Source organism: Bradyrhizobium sp. U87765 SZCCT0048 (genome assembly GCF_018131225.1).
Taxonomy (GTDB): Bacteria; Pseudomonadota; Alphaproteobacteria; order Rhizobiales; family Xanthobacteraceae; genus Bradyrhizobium_A.
In genome coordinates this window covers 143,025-166,617 of the sequence record NZ_JAFCMM010000003.1, presented here as the reverse complement: position 1 = coordinate 166,617, position 23,593 = coordinate 143,025, and the positions used below count along the sequence as shown (strand labels likewise).

General features: G+C 65.3%; 22 protein-coding genes and 2 tRNA genes. 16 read left to right on the top strand and 8 right to left on the bottom strand.

What is annotated here, in order from left to right; translation table 11 throughout:
* Positions 1-149 precede the first annotated feature (149 nt).
* A complete protein-coding gene (locus tag JQ639_RS19305; RefSeq protein ID WP_211970591.1) occupies positions 150-731 on the bottom strand; it encodes a CoA-binding protein in 582 nt (193 codons plus the stop codon).
* A 23-nt stretch (positions 732-754) separates the two neighbouring features.
* Positions 755-1,558, bottom strand: coding sequence for an enoyl-CoA hydratase (locus JQ639_RS19300; RefSeq protein WP_371745187.1), 804 nt, complete (start codon positions 1,556-1,558; stop codon positions 755-757).
* Positions 1,559-1,675: 117 nt separating this feature from the next.
* On the opposite strand from JQ639_RS19300, the gene JQ639_RS19295 reads away from it, so the two are divergent.
* The 6 genes from JQ639_RS19295 to JQ639_RS19270 all read left to right on the top strand — a co-directional run bounded on the left by JQ639_RS19295 (position 1,676) and on the right by JQ639_RS19270 (position 5,452).
* A complete protein-coding gene (locus JQ639_RS19295) occupies positions 1,676-2,119 on the top strand; it encodes a PaaI family thioesterase (RefSeq protein ID WP_211970589.1) in 444 nt (147 codons plus the stop codon).
* 139 nt (positions 2,120-2,258) lie between these two features.
* Positions 2,259-2,723, top strand: a complete 465-nt coding sequence (gene rplM, locus JQ639_RS19290) for a 50S ribosomal protein L13 (RefSeq protein ID WP_211970588.1) — start codon at positions 2,259-2,261, stop codon at positions 2,721-2,723.
* Positions 2,724-2,725: 2 nt separating this feature from the next.
* Positions 2,726-3,205 (top strand): 30S ribosomal protein S9, encoded by a 480-nt coding sequence (gene rpsI, locus JQ639_RS19285; RefSeq protein WP_211970587.1) that lies wholly within the window; start codon positions 2,726-2,728, stop codon positions 3,203-3,205.
* Positions 3,206-3,470: 265 nt separating this feature from the next.
* A complete protein-coding gene (locus tag JQ639_RS19280) occupies positions 3,471-4,715 on the top strand; it encodes a GGDEF domain-containing protein (RefSeq protein ID WP_211970586.1) in 1,245 nt (414 codons plus the stop codon).
* A 59-nt stretch (positions 4,716-4,774) separates the two neighbouring features.
* Positions 4,775-5,020 (top strand): hypothetical protein, encoded by a 246-nt coding sequence (locus tag JQ639_RS19275; protein WP_211970585.1) that lies wholly within the window; start codon positions 4,775-4,777, stop codon positions 5,018-5,020.
* A gap of 132 nt (positions 5,021-5,152) precedes the next feature.
* The gene (locus tag JQ639_RS19270) at positions 5,153-5,452 is read left to right on the top strand and encodes an antibiotic biosynthesis monooxygenase family protein (protein WP_211970584.1); all 300 of its coding nucleotides are present in this window, start codon (positions 5,153-5,155) and stop codon (positions 5,450-5,452) included.
* Positions 5,453-5,477: 25 nt separating this feature from the next.
* On the opposite strand, the gene JQ639_RS19265 is transcribed toward JQ639_RS19270, so the two are convergent.
* The 3 genes from JQ639_RS19265 to JQ639_RS19255 form a co-directional block, all read right to left on the bottom strand.
* Positions 5,478-6,632: an AI-2E family transporter gene (locus JQ639_RS19265; RefSeq protein ID WP_211970583.1), complete on the bottom strand. Its 1,155-nt coding sequence runs from the start codon at positions 6,630-6,632 to the stop codon at positions 5,478-5,480.
* A gap of 168 nt (positions 6,633-6,800) precedes the next feature.
* The gene (gene glnA, locus JQ639_RS19260) at positions 6,801-8,210 is read right to left on the bottom strand and encodes a type I glutamate--ammonia ligase (protein WP_211970582.1); all 1,410 of its coding nucleotides are present in this window, start codon (positions 8,208-8,210) and stop codon (positions 6,801-6,803) included.
* A gap of 87 nt (positions 8,211-8,297) precedes the next feature.
* Positions 8,298-8,636, bottom strand: coding sequence for a P-II family nitrogen regulator (locus JQ639_RS19255; RefSeq protein WP_027537227.1), 339 nt, complete (start codon positions 8,634-8,636; stop codon positions 8,298-8,300).
* Positions 8,637-8,962: 326 nt separating this feature from the next.
* Here JQ639_RS19255 and JQ639_RS19250 point away from each other — a divergent pair, with 326 nt between their 5' ends.
* Positions 8,963-10,468 (top strand): NAD(P)H-hydrate dehydratase, encoded by a 1,506-nt coding sequence (locus JQ639_RS19250; protein WP_211970581.1) that lies wholly within the window; start codon positions 8,963-8,965, stop codon positions 10,466-10,468.
* Between the two features lie 4 nt (positions 10,469-10,472).
* On the opposite strand, the gene JQ639_RS19245 is transcribed toward JQ639_RS19250, so the two are convergent.
* Entirely contained in the window at positions 10,473-11,795 is a 1,323-nt protein-coding gene (locus JQ639_RS19245) for a multicopper oxidase family protein (protein ID WP_249123700.1), read from the bottom strand.
* Between the two features lie 167 nt (positions 11,796-11,962).
* On the opposite strand from JQ639_RS19245, the gene JQ639_RS19240 reads away from it, so the two are divergent.
* From JQ639_RS19240 to JQ639_RS19200, 9 genes are all read left to right on the top strand, one after another.
* Positions 11,963-12,047 (top strand) — tRNA-Leu (locus tag JQ639_RS19240).
* A gap of 156 nt (positions 12,048-12,203) precedes the next feature.
* Positions 12,204-13,562: a trigger factor gene (tig, locus tag JQ639_RS19235; protein WP_211970579.1), complete on the top strand. Its 1,359-nt coding sequence runs from the start codon at positions 12,204-12,206 to the stop codon at positions 13,560-13,562.
* Positions 13,563-13,858: 296 nt separating this feature from the next.
* Positions 13,859-14,497, top strand: coding sequence for an ATP-dependent Clp protease proteolytic subunit (locus JQ639_RS19230; RefSeq protein ID WP_211970578.1), 639 nt, complete (start codon positions 13,859-13,861; stop codon positions 14,495-14,497).
* A gap of 439 nt (positions 14,498-14,936) precedes the next feature.
* On the top strand, positions 14,937-16,211 hold the full coding sequence (clpX, locus tag JQ639_RS19225; RefSeq protein ID WP_211970577.1) for an ATP-dependent Clp protease ATP-binding subunit ClpX: 1,275 nt from the start codon (positions 14,937-14,939) through the stop codon (positions 16,209-16,211).
* Between the two features lie 356 nt (positions 16,212-16,567).
* Positions 16,568-18,988: an endopeptidase La gene (gene lon / locus JQ639_RS19220; RefSeq protein WP_211970576.1), complete on the top strand. Its 2,421-nt coding sequence runs from the start codon at positions 16,568-16,570 to the stop codon at positions 18,986-18,988.
* 164 nt (positions 18,989-19,152) lie between these two features.
* Positions 19,153-19,229, top strand: a tRNA-Val gene (locus JQ639_RS19215).
* Positions 19,230-19,297: 68 nt separating this feature from the next.
* Positions 19,298-20,074: an NAD-dependent epimerase/dehydratase family protein gene (locus JQ639_RS19210; protein ID WP_249123699.1), complete on the top strand. Its 777-nt coding sequence runs from the start codon at positions 19,298-19,300 to the stop codon at positions 20,072-20,074.
* Between the two features lie 126 nt (positions 20,075-20,200).
* Positions 20,201-20,836, top strand: a complete 636-nt coding sequence (locus JQ639_RS19205; RefSeq protein WP_211970575.1) for a class I SAM-dependent methyltransferase — start codon at positions 20,201-20,203, stop codon at positions 20,834-20,836.
* Between the two features lie 113 nt (positions 20,837-20,949).
* Positions 20,950-21,624 (top strand): class I SAM-dependent methyltransferase, encoded by a 675-nt coding sequence (locus JQ639_RS19200; protein WP_211970574.1) that lies wholly within the window; start codon positions 20,950-20,952, stop codon positions 21,622-21,624.
* A 97-nt stretch (positions 21,625-21,721) separates the two neighbouring features.
* Here the strand turns inward: JQ639_RS19200 and JQ639_RS19195 are convergent, their stop codons facing one another.
* Both JQ639_RS19195 and pepT read right to left on the bottom strand, forming a co-directional pair.
* Positions 21,722-22,126: a hypothetical protein gene (locus JQ639_RS19195; RefSeq protein ID WP_211970573.1), complete on the bottom strand. Its 405-nt coding sequence runs from the start codon at positions 22,124-22,126 to the stop codon at positions 21,722-21,724.
* Between the two features lie 176 nt (positions 22,127-22,302).
* Positions 22,303-23,556 (bottom strand): peptidase T, encoded by a 1,254-nt coding sequence (gene pepT / locus JQ639_RS19190; protein WP_211970572.1) that lies wholly within the window; start codon positions 23,554-23,556, stop codon positions 22,303-22,305.
* Positions 23,557-23,593: the final 37 nt, after the last annotated feature.

Sequence of the window (23,593 nt, the reverse complement as noted above, 5' to 3'; positions counted from 1 at the left end):
CAAGCCGGCGCCGCAGCTATAGCAAAAATCGCAAGGCTTTGCTGCGTGGCGCGTTGACCGCAAAACAAATCGCGTGCGGACAACCGCGGCCGCAGGCAGGCCGTGCTGCCCGCAGCCGGTGGCGGATGCGTGGCGCTGCGGGACTGCCGCTATTGGTCCTTGGTGGTCTGGCTGGCGCGGTCAGCAGCGGTCGTGGCTGCCCCCGTGACGCTCTGGCGGTTGAGCGACAGCCGCATGCCCTGTGTCGGCGCCGGCGCACGGCGTGCGCTGAGGGTGCGCGAGTTGACGCCCATCCACTGGATCTCGGCGCTGAGACGGCCGTATTCGATCTTCGGACAGCGGTTCATCACCACCTGGATGCCGTGCGCCTCGGCCTTCGCCGCGGCGGCATCGTCACGCACGCCGAGCTGCATCCAGATCACTTTCGGCAAAGGCGACAGCGTCAGCGCCTCCTCGATGATGGGCGCGACATGCGCCGAGGCGCGAAAGATGTCGATCATGTCGATGGGCCGGTCGATGTCGCGCAGCGAGGCGACGAACGGCTTGCCGACAAGGTTCTTGCCGACCTGGCCCGGATTGATCGGGATCATGTCATAGCCGCGCTCGGCGAGATACTTGAAGGCGAAATAGCTCGGACGCACGTTGACCGGCGAGGCGCCGATCATCGCAATGGTCTTCACCGAGTTGAGGATCCCGCGGATGTAATTGTCGTCGTAGGTGTCGTGATTCATTCTTGTTTGTATTGTCCGGTGGTCTACCGGTCCTCCCAGGTCGGCGCGCGCTTGTCGATGAAGGCGTTGATGCCTTCCTCGGCGTCGCGCGCCATCATGTTTTCGGTCATCACCTCTGCGGCATAGCGGTAGGCATCCGCGAGCGGCATCTCGATCTGCCGGTAGAACGCTTCCTTCCCGATCTTGACGGTGTGCGCTGATTTCGCCGCAACGCGCCTGGCCAGCGCGATCGCCGCGTCGCGCTCGGTGCCGGCCGCAACCACCTCGTTGACGAGGCCGAGCGCCTGCGCGCGGGTCGCCGGCACCGGTTCACCGGTCAGCAGCATGTGCATGGCGTGCTTGCGCGGCACGTTGCGCGACAGCGCGACCATCGGGGTCGAGCAGAACAGGCCGATGTCGACGCCGGGGGTGGCGAAGCTTGCGCGCTCGGAGGCGACGGCGAGGTCACAGCTCGCCACCAGCTGGCAGCCGGCCGCGGTCGCAAGGCCCTGCACCGACGCCACCACGGGCTTCGGCAGCCGCACCACCGCCTGCATCATCGCGCTGCAGGCGTTCATGATGGTCGCGAAGTAGGCACGGCCGCGATCGGGATCGCCGCGCCGCGCGGTCAGTTCCTTGAGGTCGTGCCCCGACGAGAACACTGGGCCGTTGGCGGCGATCACCACGGCGCGCACGGCGTGGTCATCCCGGATGTCGTCGAGCGCCCGATGCAGCGCGGAGATGAGGCCTTCCGACAGGCAGTTGCGCGCCGACGGGCGATTCAGGGTCAGAATGGCGACGGAATCGATCGTTTCGCGCGTCAGAATGTCGGATTGTGGGACTTGCATGGCTGCTCGCGAAGCGGTCATCGGCGTGTCACAAGGCTATTCATCGCCGGCACCCTAATGTAGACCGGGGATCAAGGCGAGGCGAAAGCCTGGCGAGAAGGGCAGGGTTGAAAAATTATGGCCGCAGCGAAAATGACCGTCGCCGAACTCGAGGCGTTTCTGCAGCGCGAGTTTCCCCAGGCATTCAGCGGCGGCGATATCGTCATCGAAAGCGCCGACGGCCAGACCTGCCTGCTGCGCCAGACCTACAGCGAGCGCATGCTGCGGCCCGGCGGCACCGTATCCGGGCCGACGCTGATGGCGCTCGCCGATTTCGCCATGTACGTGGTGCTGCTGTCGGCCATCGGCCCGGTCGGCCTCGCCGTGACCACCAATCTCAACATCAATTTCCTGCGCAAGGGCCAGCCTGGCCAGGACGTCATGGCCGCAGCGCGCCTGCTCAAGCTTGGCAAGCGCCTCGCGGTCGGTGAGGTGAACCTGCTGTCCGGCACCTCGCCGGACCCGATCGCCCACGTGACGTCGACATATTCCATTCCGACCGCTGCCATTTCTCGGAGGTAATATTGCACCATATTTTTAAATCCCTGATTTTGTGAATGTATTTTTGACATCAGGACGTTGACGCTCGCCGCCTCTTTCTCTAGAAACCGGCCAGCGCGGCGCACGCCGCCGCAACCTTATTTTCAATTGGACATCTCACATGACAACGTTTTCGGCGAAGCCGGCCGAGGTCGAGAAGAAGTGGGTGCTGATCGACGCCAAGGGTCTGGTGGTCGGCCGCCTCGCGACCCTCGTCTCGATGCGCCTGCGCGGCAAGCATCGGCCCACCTACACCCCCCATGTCGATGACGGTGACAACGTCATCATCATCAACGCGGCCAAGGTGGTGCTGACCGGCCGCAAGCGCGAGAAGAAGGTGTATTACCATCACACCGGCTTCATCGGCGGCATCAAGGAGCGCACTGCGCGCTCGATCCTCGAGGGCCGCTTTCCGGAGCGCGTTCTCGAGAAGGCCGTCGAACGCATGCTGCCGCGTGGTCCGCTGGGCCGCAAGCAGCTCGGCAACCTGCGTGTCTACGCCGGCGCGGAGCATCCGCACGAGGCGCAGCAGCCGGAAGTCATCGACATCGCATCACTGAATCGCAAGAACACGAGGGTCGCGTAATCATGGCCGAGTCCATTCAATCGCTCGACCAGCTGTCGTCACTGAAGGTGACGACGACCGCCGAGGCTCCGAAGTACGTCAAGAAGGTCGACAAGTTCGGTCGCGCCTATGCCACCGGCAAGCGCAAGGACGCGGTCGCCCGTGTCTGGATCAAGCCGGGCTCCGGCAAGATCGTCGTCAACACCCGCGAGTTCGAAGTCTACTTCGCTCGCCCGGTGCTGCGCATGATGATCGAGCAGCCGCTCAGCATCGCGGCCCGCTCGGGCCAGTACGATGTGATCTGCACCGTGTCCGGCGGCGGCCTGTCGGGCCAGGCGGGCGCCGTGCGCCACGGCCTGTCCAAGGCCCTGACCAACATGGAGCCGGAGCTCCGCGGCGTCCTCAAGAAGGGCGGCTTCCTCACCCGCGACTCCCGCGTCGTCGAGCGCAAGAAGTACGGCCGCGCCAAGGCCCGCCGCAGCTTCCAGTTCTCGAAGCGCTGATATTTCGCTTCCGCGCCGTCGGGCGCAGCGAACGCAAAGGGCAGCCCTCGGGCTGCCCTTTTTCGTTGGTGGCTGCGGGTTTTATCGCGCCGCCCGATGTGTTGGTTTCAAAAAGATTGCAAGAAACCGCGCTGTTTTTGCGAAAACTGCAAGACGCGGAACAACCATTTCCGAACACCACGACGGTAATACTGGCCTCAGAAGAGGGGGCCTATGCAGCTCCATCCGCTTTGGAAGGCCTTTCGATTCTGGCTGGTGGGCAGGTATGTCGCTGGATATTTCGACGCTCTATCTCGTTGCGGCTCTCGTCGCGGCAATGCTTGGGGCATTGCTTCTGTTCTTCTGGCGCCAGGAGCGAATTCCGGCACTGGGCTGGTGGGGCACGGCCTATCTCCTCGGTGCAGTGTCGATCGGAGCCTGGGTGCTGATTGGTGCGCGGCTTGGCGGCCCGGTGCTGCTGGCGGTCAACATCATCGGCTTCCTCGCCTGCGGCATGGTGTGGACGGCGGCGCGGGTCTTTCACGGCCGCCGCCCCAGCGTCGTCGGCCTGGCGGCGGGTGCGGCGATCTGGGCCGCGACCGTGTTCTTCGCCGGCGAGGCGCCATTCCTCGACACTGTGGTGAGTGCGGCGATCGTCGCCGCCTACGCGGCGCTGACCGCGAGCGAACTCTGGTCCGAGCGCCGCAGCACGATGCGTTCGCGCTGGCCGGCGCTGGTGATTCCCGTGCTGCACGGCGCCGTGCTGATGCTGCCAATCGCGCTCGGCGGCCTGCTGTCCTCCCATGACGACGCGTTCCAGCCCAACAGCGTCTGGGTGATGATCTTCGCCATCGAGCTGGTGCTCTATGCCGTCGGCACGGTCTTCATCATCTTCATGATGGTGAGTGACCGCACGGTGCGGGCGCACAAGGCCGCCGCCTCGATCGATCCGCTCACCGGGCTGCTCAACCGCCGCGGCTTCAGCGAAGCTACCGCGCGCATGATCGAGCGCGAGGCCAAGGCCGGTCGACCCGTCACGGTGATGATTTTCGATATCGACCACTTCAAATCGATCAACGACCGGTTTGGCCATCCGGCGGGCGACGAGGTGCTCAAGCTGTTCGCCGCGGTGATCACGGCCAATCTGCGGATCACCGACCTGATCGGCCGCATCGGCGGCGAGGAGTTCGCGGCGATGCTGCCGTGCGCGATCGACGAAACTGTGCTTGCCGCCGAACGCGTGCGACTGGCGTTCGCCGGCTGCGGCATCGAGGTCGACGATGCGCCGATCGACACCACGGTCAGCATCGGCGTCGCCGGCGGGCCGGCCGACACCGAGCTCGACGTGCTGCTGGCGAGTGCCGACACCGCGCTCTATCGCGCCAAGCGCGGCGGTCGCAACCGCGTCGAGGTGGCCGCAGAGGAGCCCCTGTCGCTCGACGAAAGCCGCCGTCGCCAGGTGGAACAGGCCAGCGTCCGCAAGGCGAGTGTCGTGCGCCAGACCGGCAGCGTGGTCGGCGTCGCGCAGTAGGTGGTGTTTTTTGCGAAAAGCTAACGGGGCGTTTACCATGTCGCTCCTAGCATCGCTGCATGTTGATGAACATCGATCCGCAGCGTCAGTCCGCTCTCTCGTCGCTCGAAGCCAGCATCGCGTCCGCGCGCGCCGGCTTTGCGTGTCTGTTCTCCACGTCCGACGAGTATGAGCGCGCGCTGATCGACGAGCGCCGCGCCCAGGGGCGCTACGGGCGCCATGCGCCGCCGCCGAGCCGCTGGCCGGCCGTGATGTTCGTCGGTGTTGCACTGATGGTCGCCGGTGCCGCGCTGCTGATGATCTGACCGCGGTCGCGCGGTCGCGCGGTCGCCCATCCCTGCCATTGTTCCCGAATCCGTTTGTCGCCGCCTGCGCCAGCCGCTATTGACGGGTGCGCGGCGGGCGAAGCCGTCGCGGCGTGGAGAGGGAACGCAACAATGATCACCGAAATCGCACAGATCGAGGTCAAGCCCGGCAGCGAGGCCGATTTCGAGGCCGCCGTGGTCAAGGCCAAAGCCGCCTTCGGCCGCTCCCGGGGCTTTCATGGCTTCGAGCTGCATCGCTCGATCGAGAAGCCGCAGCGCTATCGTCTGGTGGTGAAGTGGGAGACGCTTGAAGCGCACACCGTCGACTTCCGCGGCTCGGAGAACTTTGCCGAGTGGCGCGCGCTGGTCGGTCCGTTCTTTGCGGCGCCGCCCGAGGTGGAGCACACCGAGACGGTGGTCACGACCGCCTGATCCATGCGATGTGGCCGGCGGCGGTTCAGGCCGCCGCCTTGGCGTCAGCGTCCGTCATGGCTGCGCTTTCGGCCTCGCCGTAGACGTGCTTGAGCGCCACTTTGGTCACCGCAATCAGCGGCAGCGCCAGCGCCAGCCCCCACAATCCGAATAGCACGCCAAGGAAGATCTGCGAGGCGAACAGCGTCGCTGGCGGAATGTTGATGGCGTGGCGCTGGATCAGCGGCGTCAGGATGTTGCCCTCGAGAAACTGCAGCCCGGCATAGAGGCCGAACGCGCTGATCACCGCGGTCCAGCCCGAGCCGAGGCTCGCCAGCACGATAATGATGCCGGCGATGAACGAGCCCACCGTCGGGATGAAGGTGAGCAGGCCGGCCTGGAAGCCGAGCACCAGCGCGCCGGGAATGCCGATGATGGTCAAGCCGGTCCAGGCGATCACGAAGATGACGCTCATGGTGGTGATCTGGCCGAGCAGCCAGCGGCGGAGTGTTTCGGCGATATCGTCCACCAGCCGCGCCGCGTAGGCCTTGTGCCGCCTGGGCACGAAGTTGAGCAGGCCGTTGCGGTAGACCTCGGGCTGCAGCGCCAGCATCACGCCGAGCAGCACCACGACGAAAATGTTGCCGACCGTGCCGAATACGCCGAGCAGCAGCTTGGCGGTCTGGCCGAGCACGGCGGTGGTGCCCGAGGCGATGGTGCCGGCACTCGGCAGCTCCGGCTTGCTGCGGGGGGCGTTGTCAGAGGTCGGTGGGGGCGTCGTCGATGTCGCCGGTCCGAGCGCCGTCGCTGTATCGAGGAAGCTGGTGTCGATGCCGTGCTGGTCGAGGAACGACTTCACCGTGCCCACCTGGGAGCGAATGGTGGCGGTGAGGGCGCTCGCCTGCTGGGCGATGGTTGCGCCGCCGAGCACGACGACGCCGGAGATGATGCCGGTCAGCAGCAGACAGACGAGCGCGAGGCGGACGAGGTAGGGGCCGCCGATCAGGCGGCCGAGCAGGTGGCTGAGCGCGTTCAGGAACACGCCGAACAGGATACCGGCGAAAATCAGGAACAGCGTGGCCGCCGCGTACCACACCAGGGCGAGGAACGCGGCAAAGGCGACGATCGCGCAGCCGCCGAGGGCGATCGACCGCGCCAGGGTGGGCTGCGGCGGCACGGGATCGGCGGAAACGGGGCTCATCTGTCACCTCAGGAAAAGGGAGGTCATTCTTCGCCGAACGCGCGGCGCGGATCAAGCGGCGGAGAGGGAACCGGCTTGGCCGAACCCGACCGGCGGATCAAAAAAACAAAAAAGAAAGGCGCCCGTGAGGGCGCCTTTCGCACGTCGAGGGCAGAGCCCCGATGACGCTCAGTAGGAGTAGTACATCTCGAACTCGACCGGATGCGGGGTCATCTCGAAGCGAGCGACTTCCGTCATCTTGAGTTCGATGTAGCTGTCGATGAAATCGTCATCGAACACGCCGCCGGCCTTGAGGAAGGCGCGATCCTTGTCGAGGCTCTCCAGCGCTTCGCGCAGGCTGCCGCAAACCGTCGGGATCTCCTTGAGCTCCTCCTTCGGCAGGTCGTACAGATCCTTGTCCATGGCAGCGCCCGGATCGATCTTGTTCTTGATGCCGTCGAGGCCGGCCATCAGCATCGCGGCGAAGGCGAGGTAGGGGTTCGCCATCGGATCCGGGAAGCGGACCTCGACGCGCTTGGCCTTCGGCGAGGTGGTGTACGGGATGCGGCACGACGCCGAGCGGTTGCGCGCCGAATAGGCGAGCAGCACCGGAGCCTCATAGCCCGGAACCAGGCGCTTGTAGGAGTTGGTCGACGGGTTGGTGAAGGCGTTCAGCGCCTTGGCGTGCTTGATGATACCGCCGATGTAGTGCAGGCAGCTCTCCGAGAGGTCGGCATACTTGTTGCCGGCGAACATCGGCTTGCCTTCCTTCCAGATCGACTGGTGCACGTGCATGCCCGAGCCGTTGTCGCCGTACACCGGCTTCGGCATGAAGGTGGCGGTCTTGCCGTAGATGTGCGCGACCTGGTGGATGCAGTACTTGTAGATCTGCATCTGGTCGGCCATCAGCGTCAGGGTATCGAACTTCATGCCGAGTTCGTGCTGGGCCGACGCCACCTCGTGGTGGTGCTTCTCGACCTTGACGCCCATCTTGGCCATCGCGCCGAGCATTTCCGAGCGCATGTCCTGCACGCTGTCCTGCGGCGGCACAGGGAAGTAGCCGGCCTTGGTGCGGATGCGGTGGCCGAGGTTACCGCCCTCGTACTCGGTGTCCGAGTTGGTCGGCAGTTCGACCTGATCGAGCTTGAAGCCGGTGTTGTACGGGTTCGCCGAATAGCGCACGTCGTCGAACACGAAGAACTCGGCTTCCGGGCCGACGAACACGGTGTCGCCGATGCCGAGCGCCTTGACCTGGGCTTCCGCCTTCTTGGCGATGCCGCGCGGGTCGCGGTTGTAGGGCTCGCCGGTGGTCGGCTCGAGCACGTCACAGGTCAGGACCAGGGTGGTCTCGGCGAAGAAGGGGTCGATCGACGCGGTGACCGGATCCGGCATCAGGCACATGTCGGACTCGTTGATCGCCTTCCAGCCCGCGATCGAGGAGCCGTCGAACATGATGCCTTCAGCGAAGGTCTCTTCCTCGATCATGCTGACGTCGAACGTGACGTGCTGCCACTTGCCGCGCGGATCGGTGAAACGGAAATCGACGTACTTGACGTCGTTGTCCTTGATCAACTTCAGGACGTCTTTGGCGGTCTTCATGAGTACCCCTTGTCTGTACGGGCCTTGGTCGTGATGAGGCGGCCGCAGCGGGCGGCCGTGTGGGAGGGAAATTGAAATTCTGTCGGGTTAGATGGCGTCCAGGCCGGATTCTCCAGTTCTGATGCGAATGGCTTCTTCGATGTTGGAAACGAAAATCTTGCCGTCGCCGATCCGGCCAGTCTGTGCGGCACGGCGGATAGCATCAATTGCCTTCTCGACCAACTCGTCGGAGATGACAATTTCAATTTTCACCTTGGGCAGGAAATCGACGATGTACTCCGCGCCACGGTAGAGCTCGGCATGACCCTTCTGCCGCCCGAAGCCCTTCGCTTCGGTCACCGTGATGCCCTGAAGCCCGACTTCCTGAAGAGCCTCTTTCACCTCGTCGAGCTTGAAGGGTTTGATGATCGCCTCGATTTTCTTCACTGAACGTCTCCCCGGCACTCCGAAGCTGCAGAGCAGGCTCTCGCCCATGCTGCCTTGTCGTCTCAGGCGCGCGTGCACGACGACGCGCCAATGGAGCCCATCTGTAAGCAGGGTCTGTGCCAACTTGGATTGTCGTGGAAAACGGGAATAGTATCAGTGCATTAACCGAAGCCGGCGGCTCCCGGTTGTGGCGGAGGATGGTTGCCATGCACAAAAAATAGTCCGAATGCGCAATGTTTGTTCAGATGGGGCGGATTTGGTGTCGCGACTGGATCAAGTTTCAGCGGATTGCCTGAGGATGAGGCGGTTTCGGGAGGAATGAAGTCATGGAATTGCTGACGCCGGGCGAGATGGCGCGCGCCGATGCACTGACCATCGCCGCCGGGACCGAGGGCTTTGCGCTGATGCTGGCCGCGGGACGGGCGGTGGCCGGCATTGCGGGGCAGATGGCGCCGGCCGGGCCGATCGTGGTCGTCGCCGGGCGCGGTAACAATGGCGGCGACGGCTTCGTCGCGGCCGCCGAGCTTGCGGCGCGCGGGCGCGAGGTGTCGGTGATCCTGCTGTGTCGCCGCGATACTCTGAAGGGCGACGCGGCGCGGGCCGCAGCGGCCTGGTCCGGGCCGGTGCTGTCCTATGACGCCGCTGATCCGGGCGGGATCGGCCGGCCGGCGCTGATCATCGACGTGCTGTTCGCCGCGGGACTCGACCGGCCGGTGAAGGGCGACCCGCTCGCGATGATCGCCGCCATGAATGCCAGCGGCGCGCCGATCCTCGCGGTCGATCTGCCCAGCGGCATCGATGGCGAGACGGGCGCGGTGATGGGAGGCGCGGTGCGGGCGACCGCCACCGTGACGTTCTTCCGCCGCAAGCCGGGCCATCTGCTGCTGCCCGGCCGGCTGCACTGCGGTCCTGTGCATCTCCTCGACATCGGAATCGCGCCGACGGTGCTCGGCGACATTCGGCCGGCGGCGTTCGACAACGATCCCGATCTGTGGCGGAGCCAGGTGCCGGTGCCGCGGGTCGATGGCCACAAGTACGGTCGTGGCCATGCGGTGGTGGTGTCCGGCGGGATCGCCTCGACCGGGGCCGCGCGCCTCGCCGCCCGCGGGGCGTTGCGGGCAGGCGCAGGTCTGGTGACCGTGGCGTCGCCGGGCGAGGCGCTTGCGATCCATGCCGCGGCCCTGACCACGATCATGGTTCGCCCGGCCGATACCGCCGCCGACCTCGCGCGCATGCTGGCCGACCCGCGGCTCAACGCCTGTGTGGTCGGGCCGGGCGCCGGGGTCGGCGCGCCGACCCGCGCCCTGGCGCTGGCGGCGATCGGGCCGGGGCGGGGTGTCGTGCTGGATGCGGATGCTCTGACGAGCTTCGCGCCCGGGCCTGAGGTGCTGTTCGAAGCGGTTCATGCGCTGGATGATCCTCAGGTTGTCCTGACGCCGCACGATGGCGAATTTTCGAGATTGTTCAGATCGTTGGATGGATCTGCGAAAGTTCGATCGAAGCTCGATCTGGCGCGTGCGGCGGCCGCGCGTGCAGGGGCCGTCGTGCTGATCAAGGGACCGGACACGGTGGTGGCGGCGCCGGACGGGCGCGCAGCGATCGCGGCCAATGCGCCGCCCTGGCTTGCGACCGCGGGCTCGGGGGATGTGCTTGCCGGTTTCATCGCCGGGCTGCTGGCGCAGCGCGTTCCCGCATTCGCCGCCGCTTGCATGGCGGTGTGGCTGCATGGCGAAGCCGGGCGTGAGGTCGGGCCGGGCCTGATCGCGGAGGATCTGCCGGAAGCGCTCCCGGCAGTGCTGCGGCGGCTCTATGCCACCCTCGGGGTGGTCTGAGCCGTCACTCGACGGCGTACCACTGCACCAGCCGCGGCGTCGCCCAGTCGGTGCCGGCGCTTTCCAGCAACCAGGATCCGGCGGTCGCGGGGAAGGCGATGCGGTGGGTCTGCCGGGCGTCGAGAAGAAGGGTGTCGAGCCAGAACGGCTTCCAGCCGTCGTCGAGCCGGTCGAGCAGGCGGAACGGGCCGCCGTGCAGCCGGAACATGACCGGCGTTGCCGCGCGGTTGGTCAGCGCCAGAACCACCACCCGGCCACGCTTCGCCCGGAACGACGGCGGCTGGCCGGCGGTGAATGTTATCGGCGGGCTCCAGCCGCCCGGGGCAGGCTTGATGTCGAGCGGCAGGTCGACGCGCAGTGCATTCTGAAGATCAAGTTTGTCCGGTAAGCCATTGGAAGGAAAGGTTTCGAGAGAGGCGAGCGGCGCGAGGCGAAGCGGTGTCGCCTCGCCATAGAGCAGCCGCCCGACCTGTCGTGCCGTGGTGCCGTCGTGCAGTCGGATCGCTGCCGGCCGAGACGGCTCGGCGGTCATGTCGACGAAGGTGTCGACACGCGACCCGGGGGCCAGCACGACCTGGCCGTTACGGGCGGCGAACGGTTCGGCCGGGTGGCTGTCGATCGCCATCACCTGGAGATCGTGGTCGTCGATTTTGAATGCGATCACAGCCCGTTGGCAGCCATTGATCAGACGAAGGCGGACCCGCTCATGGCGACGGACGGTGAGATCGAACGCGGACTTGCCGTTGATTGTGAACAGGGGCGATGCGCCGGCGGGGTCGCGGCCAGGCGCCAGGGCCGTGCCGTCGGGACCGAACCGCCAGTCCTCGATGAGCAGCGTCTCGTCGCGGTCGGCGCTGAGGCGCGCCGCCTCCGGCGCGACCAGCGGGCGAACCGGCAGCGCGCGAGCGGCGCCGTCGCCTAGGAGGCGCGTGTCGAGCAGCAGCGTTCCGGACTGCCGCACGGTGAAGGCGAGCCTCGCGCTTTGACCCGGCGCGATCGGCTGGCGAGCGAGCAGCGGCTCGCTGGTGGCGGACCCGGCGAGGCCGTGGATATCCGGCACGATTGGCAGCGGCAGGTCGTTGGTCAGGGTGATTTCGACGTCGCCCTGCGGCAGCGTCAGCGGCGCGCTGCCGTCGGCGAACGCCCAGACGGCGGAGGGCGGCTGATTGTCGCGCAGCGGCTGCGCAGTCGTCTGCAGCCGGAGCGCTAGCTGGCGCCCCTGGGGGCGGGCCTGGGCCAGGGCAGGCGACGCGCCGAGGGATGTCAGTGCGGTGCCGGCAAAGCCGGCCAGGACGGCGCGGCGGGACGGGGTGAAGCGGGAAGTCATCATGTTGCGATGCGGACCATGTTCCGAGGGGGCTGTCCAGCCAGCCGTGGCCTGGCCGGCGTCCCGGCCCGGTTAGCGGCCGAAACGGCCATTTTTTTGCTGCGAAGGGATGCGCCCATGTTATAAGCCCGCCGCTCGCGGCATCGCCGCCGGACGTGATGCGCCTCGCGGGCGTGGCGGAATTGGTAGACGCGCTGGATTTAGGTTCCAGTGACGAAAGTTGTGGGGGTTCGAGTCCCTCCGCCCGCACCATCAGCGCCACGTTTTGCGGTCGAGATGTTTGGCGGACGAGACTTGGGTATCCCGGACATCCGTCCGAAGGAACGCCGATACAGGCCGATGCCGCGTATCGATATTTGATTGCAACGAACCGGTCGTCGACCGGCGTAAGGAAGAAGATTGACGCTCATGCAGGTGAAAGAGACTGTCGCCGACGGCCTGAAGCACGAATTCCAGGTGAGCCTTCCGGCCGCCGAAATCGATGCCAAGGTCGATGCCCGCCTTGCCGACATGAAGGACAAGGTCCGTATCAACGGCTTCCGCCCGGGCAAGGTGCCGGTCGCGCATCTCAAGAAGGTCTATGGTCGTTCGGTCGCTGCCGAGACGCTCGAGCAGATGATCCGCGACACCAACGCGCAGATCTTCAGCGAGCGCGGCTTCCGTCTGGCCACCGAGCCGAAGGTGACGATGCCGACCGAGGAGAAGGAAATCGAGGCGATCCTCGCCGGCGCATCCGATCTCAACTATTCGGTCGCGATCGAGGTCGTGCCCGCGATCCAGCTCGCCGACTTCAAGACCTTCACCATCGAGAAGCCGGTCGCCGACGTCAGCGAGGCCGACGTCGACGAGGCGATCAAGCGCATCGCCGACCAGAACCGCCCGTATGAGGCCAAGGGCGACGGCGCCAAGGTCGAGAACGGGGACCGCGTCACCGTGTCGTTCAAGGGCACCATCGACGGAACGGCGTTCGACGGCGGCACCGCCGAGGACATCCAGGTGGTGATCGGCTCGGGCAGCTTCATTCCGGGCTTCGAGGAGCAGCTCGTGGGCATCGGCGAGGGCGAGACCCGCACGCTCAAGGTGTCGTTCCCGACCAACTATGCCGCCGCGAATCTCGCCGGCAAGGCGGCCGAGTTCGAGACCACCGCGACCAAGATCGAGGCCGCCAAGGACGCGGTGATCGACGACGAGTTCGCCAAGACGCTCGGCCTCGAATCGCTCGACAAGCTCAAGGAAATCATGCGCGAGCGCCTGACCCAGGAGTTCGCCGGTGCGACGCGCCAGCGCGTCAAGCGCATCCTGCTCGATCGTCTCGACGAGGCTCACCGATTCGATCCGCCGCCGTCGCTGGTCGACGAAGAGTTCAACCTGATGTGGAACTCGATCAAGGCGGAGATGGAGTCGGGCGGCAAGACCTTTGCCGACGAGAACACCACCGAGGACGCCGCCAAGGAAGAGTATCGCAAGATCGCTGACCGCCGCGTGCGCCTCGGCCTCGTGCTCTCCGAGATCGGTGACAAGAACAAGATCACCGTGACCGACGACGAGGTCAGCCGTGCGGTGGTCGATCGCGCCCGCCAGATGCCGGGCCGCGAGAAGGAAGTGTGGGACTTCTACCGCAAGAACCCGAACGCGCTCGCCCAGCTCCGCGCGCCGATCTACGAGGACAAGGTCGTCGACTTCATCCTCGAGCTCGCCAACGTCACCGACAAGAAGGTGTCGCGCGAGGAGCTCTACAAGGACGACGACGAGAAGAGCGCGGCGTGATTTCGGGCCCGATCATGCGGTCGGGCCCCATTAAGCTTAACCTGAGAAACGGCGCGCGGACCCCGCGCGCCGCTTTGCTGCTTGACGCCGAATCGGCTTCAAGTAGGCCTGCCCCCGGGGGCCGGCCTGGCCGGAGCCCGGCGCGGCGCAACCGTTTCCCGGCGCGCGTCCGCGCCGATCTTGCCGCCGGACAACCGGCTCATATCTGTACCCCCTGCATCACGGGGCGTTCGCGCGACGCAAGGCCATCTCGGCCGGCGACGCCGCGGGTGCCTCGGCCAACCTCCAGGTGATTCATGCGCGATCCGGTAGAAACCTACATGAACCTCGTTCCGATGGTGGTCGAGCAGACCAACCGCGGTGAACGGGCGTACGATATCTTCTCGCGCCTCCTGAAAGAGCGCATCATTTTCCTCACCGGACCGGTCGAGGACGGCATGGCTTCGCTGATCGTCGCGCAGCTGCTGTTCCTCGAAGCCGAGAATCCGAAGAAGGAGATCTCGATGTACATCAACTCGCCGGGCGGCGTGGTGACGTCGGGTCTGGCGATCTACGACACCATGCAGTTCATCCGCCCGCCGGTGTCGACGCTGTGCACCGGCCAGGCCGCGTCGATGGGCTCGCTGCTGCTGACCGCCGGCGAGAAGGACATGCGCTTCGCGCTGCCGAACGCGCGCATCATGGTTCACCAGCCGTCGGGCGGCTTCCAGGGCCAGGCGACCGACATCATGTTGCATGCGCAGGAGATCCTGAGCCTCAAGAAGCGGCTCAACGAGATCTACGTCAAGCACACCGGCCAGCCCTATCAGGCCATCGAGGATGCGCTCGAGCGCGACAAGTTCCTCACCGCCGAAGCGTCCCGCGAGTTCGGCCTGATCGACAAGGTGGTCGAGAAGCGCACCGACGAGCCGGCGCCGGCGAAGCCCGCGACCTGATCGCGGCCTGCGTGGCCCGTCCGGTGGCGTCGCCGCCGGCCGGTCGGGCTGTTGCGGCGGGCAGGGCGGAACGGCGGTCCGGAACGCTCGCGGTGCACTGAGCGGGATTCATTGCTTGGGCGTGGGTTCCGCGGACGAAACGCCCGTAACAATTGCGCAACGGCAGGTGGAATTTGCCCAGACTGCCGTGCAAATGTCCCAAATCACGGTAGTTTCAGATCGTTGGGGCTTCCATCCGATTAGCGAATTCTTGATAGTCGGCTGGCACCATGGCTCGATGGCGCATATCGGGTAGTATCCCCTTGTGGGGTTGTTATTCGCGATTCGTGCGACATCTGGATTGAAGGGCCTTTTCTGGTACGGTTTTTGCTCCTATCTAGGTAGACTTGAGTGTTGCCAGGCGGGGCGGTCCAGAAAAGATCGACAGACGGAGACAGGAATGAGCAAGGTCGGTACGAGCGATTCAAAGAACACCCTGTATTGCTCGTTCTGCGGAAAGAGCCAGCACGAAGTCCGCAAGCTGATCGCCGGTCCGACCGTCTTCATCTGCGACGAGTGCGTCGAGCTCTGCATGGATATCATCCGTGAGGAGAACAAGTCCTCGCTGGTGAAGTCGCGCGACGGCATTCCGACGCCGAAGGAAATCTGCAAGGTTCTGGATGACTACGTCATCGGCCAGCAGCATGCCAAGAAGGTGCTCTCGGTCGCGGTGCACAACCACTACAAGCGGCTGAACCACCAGACCAAGCACACGGACGTCGAGCTGGCGAAGTCCAACATTCTGCTGATCGGTCCGACTGGCTCGGGCAAGACGCTGCTGGCGCAGACGCTGGCGCGCATCCTCGACGTGCCGTTCACGATGGCCGATGCGACGACGCTGACCGAAGCCGGCTATGTCGGCGAGGACGTCGAGAACATCATTCTCAAGCTGCTGCAGGCCGCCGATTACAATGTCGAGCGTGCGCAGCGCGGCATCGTCTACATCGACGAAATCGACAAGATCTCGCGCAAGTCGGATAACCCTTCGATCACCCGCGACGTGTCGGGCGAGGGCGTTCAGCAGGCGCTGCTGAAGATCATGGAAGGCACGGTCGCCTCCGTGCCGCCGCAGGGCGGCCGCAAGCATCCGCAGCAGGAGTTCCTGCAGGTCGACACCACCAACATCCTGTTCATCTGCGGTGGTGCGTTCTCCGGCCTCGAGAAGATCATTTCGGCCCGCGGTCGCTCGACCTCGATCGGCTTCGCGGCCCAGGTGATGGCGCCGGAAGACCGCCGCACCGGCGAGATCTTCCGCGAGGTCGAGCCGGAGGACCTGCTGAAGTACGGTCTCATTCCGGAGTTCGTCGGCCGTCTGCCGGTGGTTGCCACCCTGGAAGACCTCGACGAGACCTCGCTCAAGAAGATCCTGCAGGAGCCGAAGAACGCGCTGGTCAAACAGTACCAGCGGCTGTTCGAGATGGAGAACATCGAGCTCACCTTCGCCGACGAGGCCCTGGGTGCGATCGCGCGCAAGGCGATCGAACGCAAGACCGGCGCGCGTGGGTTGAGATCGATCATGGAGGGCATCCTGCTCGAGACCATGTTCGAGCTGCCGGGCCTCGAGGGCGTCGAGGAGGTGGTGATCTCCCGCGACGTCGTGGAAGCCACGGCCCGCCCGCTGTACATCTACGCCGATCGCTCCGATCGCGCGGTGGAGACGAGCGCGAGCGCCTGATCCGGCGAGCCTCCGGTCGCTCCACGGCGCGCCCGGAGGTCTTCACCAACAGCTCTGAAAAAGACGGCCCGAAGCTGCTTCGGGCCGTCTTTTTTGTCGCATCCGAGGCCGCTTTTTGCTCTGCTGGGCGAATGCGACGTTCACTTGACACCCCGGTCACCCGTAGCCACCTAATGGCAGTTGCGGTGTGAAATTGTTGTCAGATTCGCCGCATCGACGACCCGGACAGGCAGGGGATCGCGCTGCGATCGATGGCTCAAGAGAGCGCTTGTTCTGCCCGGAACACTGGCACCCTGTGGTGGCTGCGTCGGCTTGGCGGGCTGCGTGCAGGGGGGCGAAACATAAGGATGACGGGCATGACTGCCTCAAAGTCTCGGCCAACAATTGCATACGGCGAACCGAATTCGTACCCGGTCCTGCCGCTTCGTGACATCGTCGTCTTCCCCCACATGATCGTGCCGCTGTTCGTCGGCCGCGAGAAGTCGATCCGTGCCCTCGAAGAGGTGATGAAGAACGATGCGCTGATCATGCTGGCGACGCAGAAGAACGCGTCGGACGATGATCCGAGCCCGGACTCGATCTACGAGATCGGTACGCTGGCGAGCGTGCTGCAGCTCTTGAAGTTGCCCGACGGTACCGTGAAGGTGCTGGTCGAGGGCCTCGAGCGTGCGCGCGTGTCGAAGTACACCGATCGTTCCGAGTACTATGAAGCGACCGCGGAAGCGCTTGCCGACACCGACGCCAAGAGCGTCGAGGCAGTCGCGCTCGCGCGCTCGGTGGTGTCAGACTTCGAGAGCTACGTGAAGCTCAACAAGAAGATTTCCGCCGAGGTGGTGGGAGTCGTGCAGCAGATCACCGACTTCGCCAAGCTCGCCGACACCGTCGCCTCGCACCTGGCGGTGAAGATCTCCGATCGCCAGAACATCCTCGAGACGCTGTCCGTGTCCCAGCGCCTGGAGAAGGTGCTCGGGCTGATGGAGAGCGAGATCTCGGTGCTGCAGGTCGAGAAGAAGATCCGCTCGCGCGTCAAGCGCCAGATGGAGAAGACCCAGCGCGAGTACTATCTCAACGAGCAGATGAAGGCGATCCAGAAGGAACTCGGCGACGACGAAGGTCGCGACGAGCTGGCCGATCTGGAAGACAAGATCAAGAAGACCAAGCTCTCCAAGGAAGCGCGCGACAAGGCCCAGCACGAGCTCAAGAAGCTGCGCCAGATGTCGCCGATGTCCGCGGAAGCGACGGTCGTGCGCAACTATCTCGACTGGCTGCTGTCGATCCCGTGGGGCAAGAAGTCCAAGGTCAAGAAGGACCTCAATGCCGCGCAGGAAGTGCTCGATGCCGATCACTATGGCCTGGAGAAGGTCAAGGACCGCATCGTCGAGTATCTCGCCGTGCAGTCGCGCGCCAACAAGCTGACCGGTCCGATCCTGTGCCTCGTCGGCCCTCCGGGCGTCGGCAAGACCTCGCTCGGCAAGTCGATCGCCAAGGCGACCGGCCGCGAGTTCGTGCGCGTGTCGCTCGGCGGCGTGCGTGACGAGGCGGAGATCCGCGGTCATCGCCGGACCTATATCGGTTCGATGCCCGGCAAGATCATCCAGTCGATGCGCAAGGCCAAGACCTCGAACCCGCTGTTCCTGCTGGACGAGATCGACAAGATGGGCGCCGATTTCCGCGGTGATCCGTCGTCGGCGCTGCTCGAGGTGCTCGACCCCGAGCAGAACTCGACCTTCAACGACCACTACCTCGAGGTCGACTACGATCTGTCGAACGTGATGTTCATCACGACCGCGAATACGTTGAATATTCCCGGGCCGCTGATGGACCGCATGGAGATCATCCGCATCGCGGGCTACACCGAGACCGAAAAGGTCGAGATCTCGCGCAAGCACCTGATCCCGAGTGCAGTCGCCAAGCACGGTCTGGACTCCAAGGAGTTTTCGATCGACGACGCGGCGCTGCTGTTGCTGATCCGCCGCTACACCCGCGAAGCGGGCGTGCGCAATCTCGAGCGTGAGCTGTCGACGCTGGCCCGCAAGGCGGTGAAGGAGCTGACGCTCACCAGCAAGAAGTCGGTGGTCGTGACCGAGAAGAACATCGAGGAGTTCCTCGGTGTGCCGAAGTTCCGCTTCGGCGAGATCGAGAGCGACGACCAGGTCGGTGTGGTCACCGGTCTTGCCTGGACCGATGTGGGTGGCGAGCTGCTCACCATCGAAAGCGTCATGATGCCCGGCAAGGGCCGCATGACGGTCACGGGCAACCTGCGTGATGTCATGAAGGAGTCGATCCAGGCAGCGGCGTCGTACGTCCGCTCGCGGGCGATCACCTTCGGCATCGAGCCGCCGCTGTTCGACCGCCGCGACATCCACGTGCACGTGCCGGAAGGCGCGACGCCGAAGGATGGCCCGTCGGCTGGCGTCGCGATGGCCACCACCATCGTGTCGGTGCTGACCGGCATTCCGATCCGCCATGACATCGCCATGACCGGCGAGATCACGCTGCGGGGCCGGGTGTTGCCGATCGGCGGCCTCAAGGAGAAGCTCCTGGCGGCGGCGCGGGGCGGCATCAAGACGGTGCTGATCCCGGACGAGAACGCCAAGGATCTCACCGAGATCCCGGACTCCATCAAGAGCGGCCTCGAGATCATTCCGGTGTCGCGCATGGACGAGGTGATCAAGAAGGCGCTGGTCCGCCAGCCGCAGCCGATCGAGTGGGAGGAAGACACCTCCCGTCCGCCGGCCGCGGACTCGGACGACGCGCCGGGCCTGACCGCGCACTGATCCGCGGGATCCGAAGTCATGAACGGAACGGCGCCTTTGGGCGCCGTTTCTTTTTTTCAGGCTTCATGCGGCGGTTTCGGCGGGCGGTTGAGCAGACCCCTCCCGGTGTAAACCGGATGCTCCGGCTTGCGTTTGCCGGCCGGGCAGGGCAAAACACCGCCCATGGGCGGTTAGCTCAGCTGGTTAGAGCATCTCGTTTACACCGAGAGGGTCCGCGGTTCGAATCCGTGACCGCCCACCATCAAGCGTCCGGACACGTTTGTATTCTCGATCTTCGCTGCGATCAGGCCGGAATCGCGCGCTCTCGACTTGAGCGCCAGAACATCGATCACGCCGACAGTGACTTCGCCGCTGGCGCATGATCAAGTCGATCTCCAGGCCAGCATGGAGATCGCGATGGCTTTTCGTGTGTTGATCATCGGCGGCACAGGTCAGGTCGGATCTGCCGTGGTGCGCGCGCTCGCTGCCGAACCATCCTGCGTCGAGGTCGTGATGGTCACGCGCAGGACGGCTGCTTCGGCACCTTCGCCTCGTGTGCGTCAGGTGGAGCTCGATACGGCCGCCTCGCGTTTTCCGGACGACGTCGCCGGGCTTGCACAAGCGCTGGTCGCGCAAGGCGATCCCGTCTATGGCGCAAGCTGCGTCGGTGTCGGCAAGGGCAGCGCGGCATGGAGCGAGGAAGCACTGAAGTCCCTCGAAATCGGTGTTGTCGGCGGCTTTGCCCGCGGCTGTCGCGATGGCGGCATCTCGCGCTTTGCACTGCTCTCCGCGGCGGGAAGCTCTGCGACGAGCTGGATTCGCTATGCGCGCATCATGGGGTTGAAGGAAGAAGCCGTTCGGAACATCGGATTCCAGCGTCTCGCGATCTTTCGGCCGGGAGTTATCGCGGGCAATGCTCACACTCCGGGCTATGTGGCGCAGCTGGGGCGTCTGCTGCCGGGACCGTTCGGCACGATCGAGCAGGACGATATCGGGCGCGCGTTTGCCGCTGAGTTGGCCGACGGCGCGGCGCCCGGCGGGGTCGTGTATCTGGAGAACGCGGCGATGAGACAGGCTGCACGCGGGCGGTCCGATCGTCAGGTCTGAGCGGACGCGTGCGCGTGCCGCGCGGTTGAAGACCGGGGTCGGACGGGCGCGCGTGTCGCATTGACAGCACGGGCTCCGCGGCGCACGGCAAGCTGGCCGATGCCGATCCGGGGAGCTGCGCTCGTCATGACCATTGCAAGCGATGCCCGCTTCTGGGACCGGGCTTCACGGACGTATGCGAGCGGCCCGGTGGCCGATCAGGCCGGATACCAGCGCACGCTGGACCGCACCAGCGCCTTGCTGCGACGAAGCGACAACGTCTTGGAGCTGGGCTGCGGTACCGGAACAACGGCGCTTCTGCTCGCTGGCCATGTGCAGGCGTATCTTGCGACGGATATTTCCGCCGCGATGATCGCGATCGCCGACGAGAAGCTTTTGGCGCATCCGACGCCGGGTCTGGTGTTTCGCGCCACGACTGCGGAAGCGCTGGTGCCGATTGCGCCGCCGTTCGATGCCGTGCTGGGCTTCAACTACCTTCACCTCGTCCGCGATCTGCACGACACGTTGCGATGCATTCACGCGCTGCTGGCGCCGAACGCTCTGTTCATCACCAAGACGCCGTGCGTCGGCGACATGAACCCGCTTATCCGCCTGGTGCTGCCCGTGATGCGCGCGGTCGGCAAGGCGCCCTACGCCGGCGTTTTTCGCGCGACGGAGCTGAGCCGGGACATCCGCGCTGCGGGTTTCAAGATCGTCGTGACCGAGACCCACGCGACCAAGGGCGATGACCACCGCCCCTATATCGTGGCGCGCAAGATATAGAGCTCGCCGCCGTAAACCCTGTTTGCCGCTTACGCGTAAACCCTGATACCGGGCCCGGTATCGCTGCCTATAGTGCCCCGTCGGAGGGGATGCATCGACGCGAGGCTGGAACCATGGCGGCGGTATCCTACGATCGGCAGACCATCAACTCTCCAAACCCGCTGGCGCGCTACGCCCATCGCAGCCGGGTGGCGCGGTCGGTCGCGCTGGTCGAGCAGCACCTGCCGCTGAATGGCAATGTCGTTGATTTCGGCGCCGGCACGGGCCTGCTGCTGAGTTCGCTGGGGGAGCGGCGGCCGGATGTCGGCCTGTTCGCCATCGAGCCCTACATGCCGCCGGCGCGCGACCCGCGGCTCCACTATCTCCACGATTTCGCCGCGCTCGCGGTCCGCCCGGATGTGGTGTCCGCGTTCGAGGTCTGCGAGCATCTCAGCGACAGTGAGACCGCGCTGTTCCTCGCCAATGCCTGGGATGCCCTAAAGCAGGAGGGCCACCTGATCATTTCGGTTCCGATCATGGTCGGTGGCGCGTTGCTGCTGAAGGAACTGAACCGGGCGGTGTTGTTCCGGCGCGCCTCGGACTATTCGGCGTCGGAACTTATGGCCGGCACGCTTGGCCGGACTGTGCCACGTCCAGCCGATCGCGGGCCGACACACAAGGGTTTCGACTTCCGCTGGCTGCGCGATCAGTTGCGGCAGCGCTTCGTCGTGGAAGAGCAGATCCTGTCGCCGCTGCCGCTGCCGTGGTGGGCGAATTCGCAGATCTTCTTCGTGTGCAGGAAGACCTGAAATCAGCAACAGCTGACATGAAAAAACCGCTGCCGGCCGGCGCATGATGCGCCCGTCGGCAGCGGCTGGTGTGCTCTCGCGCGGTTGCTGTCGCGCCTCAGTGCTGCTGCACCGTGATGCCGCCCTGGTGATAGGTGCCCGGCCGGTTCGGCGTCACAATGACCGCATCAGGGCGGCCGGGGCCGCCACGTCCAGCGCCAGAGCCGCGGCCCCAGTCGCCGCCGCGACGATCCCAGTCACCGCGCCGGTCCCAGTCGCCACGACGTCCCCAGTCGCCACGTCCACGCCAGCCATCGTCGCGATAATAGCGATGGCCGTAGTATTCACGGTCGTAGTAGCGCGGGCCGGGATGATAGTTGCCGTAACGGTCGTACCAGCCGACCTTGACGGTGTCGGCGGAGTGGGCCGCGATCGCGCCAGCCGGTTGCGCCTGGAAGGCGTGCGCGGGCAGCGCGGCCGCGCACAGTCCCAGCAGGGCGGCGGCAATGGTGAGTGCTTTCACGGAAAAAATCTCCTTCGAAGACGCGAGTCTCAGGTCGCGTTGCCAACACTCAAGCGATGATCGATGGCGGCATTGAGTCCAAACGGCAACAGAGCCTGCGACGAAAGCACGCAAGCAACCTTACGCCGCCGGCGGCGTTAACAGAATCGGCCTTTTGCCGGCGATTGCCACGGTGCTCAGGCGTTCTCTTCCCAGATCATCGCGAGATGAACGATGGTCTGCGCCGCCTTCTCCATGTCCTGCACGCTCACCCATTCCAGACGCGAGTGGAAGGCGTGCTCGCCGGCGAAGATGTTGGGGCAGGGCAGCCCCATGAACGACAGCCGCGAGCCGTCGGTGCCGCCGCGGATGCTGGTGCGCACCGGTGTCAGCCCTGCGCGGCGGATCGCCTCGGCCGCATGGGCGCTGACCTGCGGATGGCGGTCCAGCACCTCCTTCATGTTGCGGTACTGCTCGCGGATCTCGATGCGGTAGGACGAGCGCGGGAAGTCACGCATCACGTCCTTCACGATGCGCTCCAGCAAAGCTTCCTTGTCGTGCAGTCCTGCCGTCGAAAAGTCACGAACGATCAGGCTGAGCTCGGCGCTGTCGAGGCCGCCGGAGAGGCGGGTGACATGGAGGAACCCGTCGCGGCCTTCCGTCGTCTCTGGCGAGCAGGTATCCTTGGGCAGGCCTTCGACGATGCGCGCAGCAATCTTGATGGCGTGCTCCATCTGCCCCTTGGCGAAGCCGGGATGCGCGCTGAGGCCCTGGATGAACACGGTGGCGGAGTCCGCCGAGAAGGTCTCGTCCTCGAGGTGGCCGGCGCTTTCGCCGTCGATGGTGTAGGCGAATTCGGCGCCGAGCTTCTTCAGGTCCACTTTGTCGACGCCGCGGCCGATCTCCTCGTCGGGCGTGAACAGGATCTTGATGACGCCGTGGGGAATCTGCGGGTTCGCCACCAGGAAGCGCGCCGCTTCCATGATCTCGGCGACGCCGGCCTTGTTGTCGGCGCCAAGCAGCGTGGTGCCGTCGGTCGTGATGATGTCGTTGCCGATCTGGGTGGCGAGCGCCGGATGCGCCGCGGCGCGAATCACCTGCGACGGATCGGCCAGCAGCACGATGTCGCCGCCCTGGTAGTTGCGCACGATCTGCGGCCTGACGTCCTTGCCAGTGCAGTCCGGCGAAGTGTCCATGTGCGAGCAGAAGCAGATCACCGGCACCTGCTTCGCCGACGTCGCCGGGATGGTGGCGTAGACGTAGCCGTTGTCATCGAGATGCGCGTCGGCGAGGCCCATCTCGACGAGCTCCTGCGCCAGCAGGCGTCCGAGATTCTTCTGCTTGTCGGTGGAGGGGCAGGTGGGCGAGTCCGGATCGGACTGTGTGTCGATGGCGACATAGCGCAGGAAGCGCTCGGTGATCGACGGGGCGAAGGTAAAGGGAGGAATCACGAGGAGCAACCGCCGCAGCGGCTGAGGGGCATTCCGG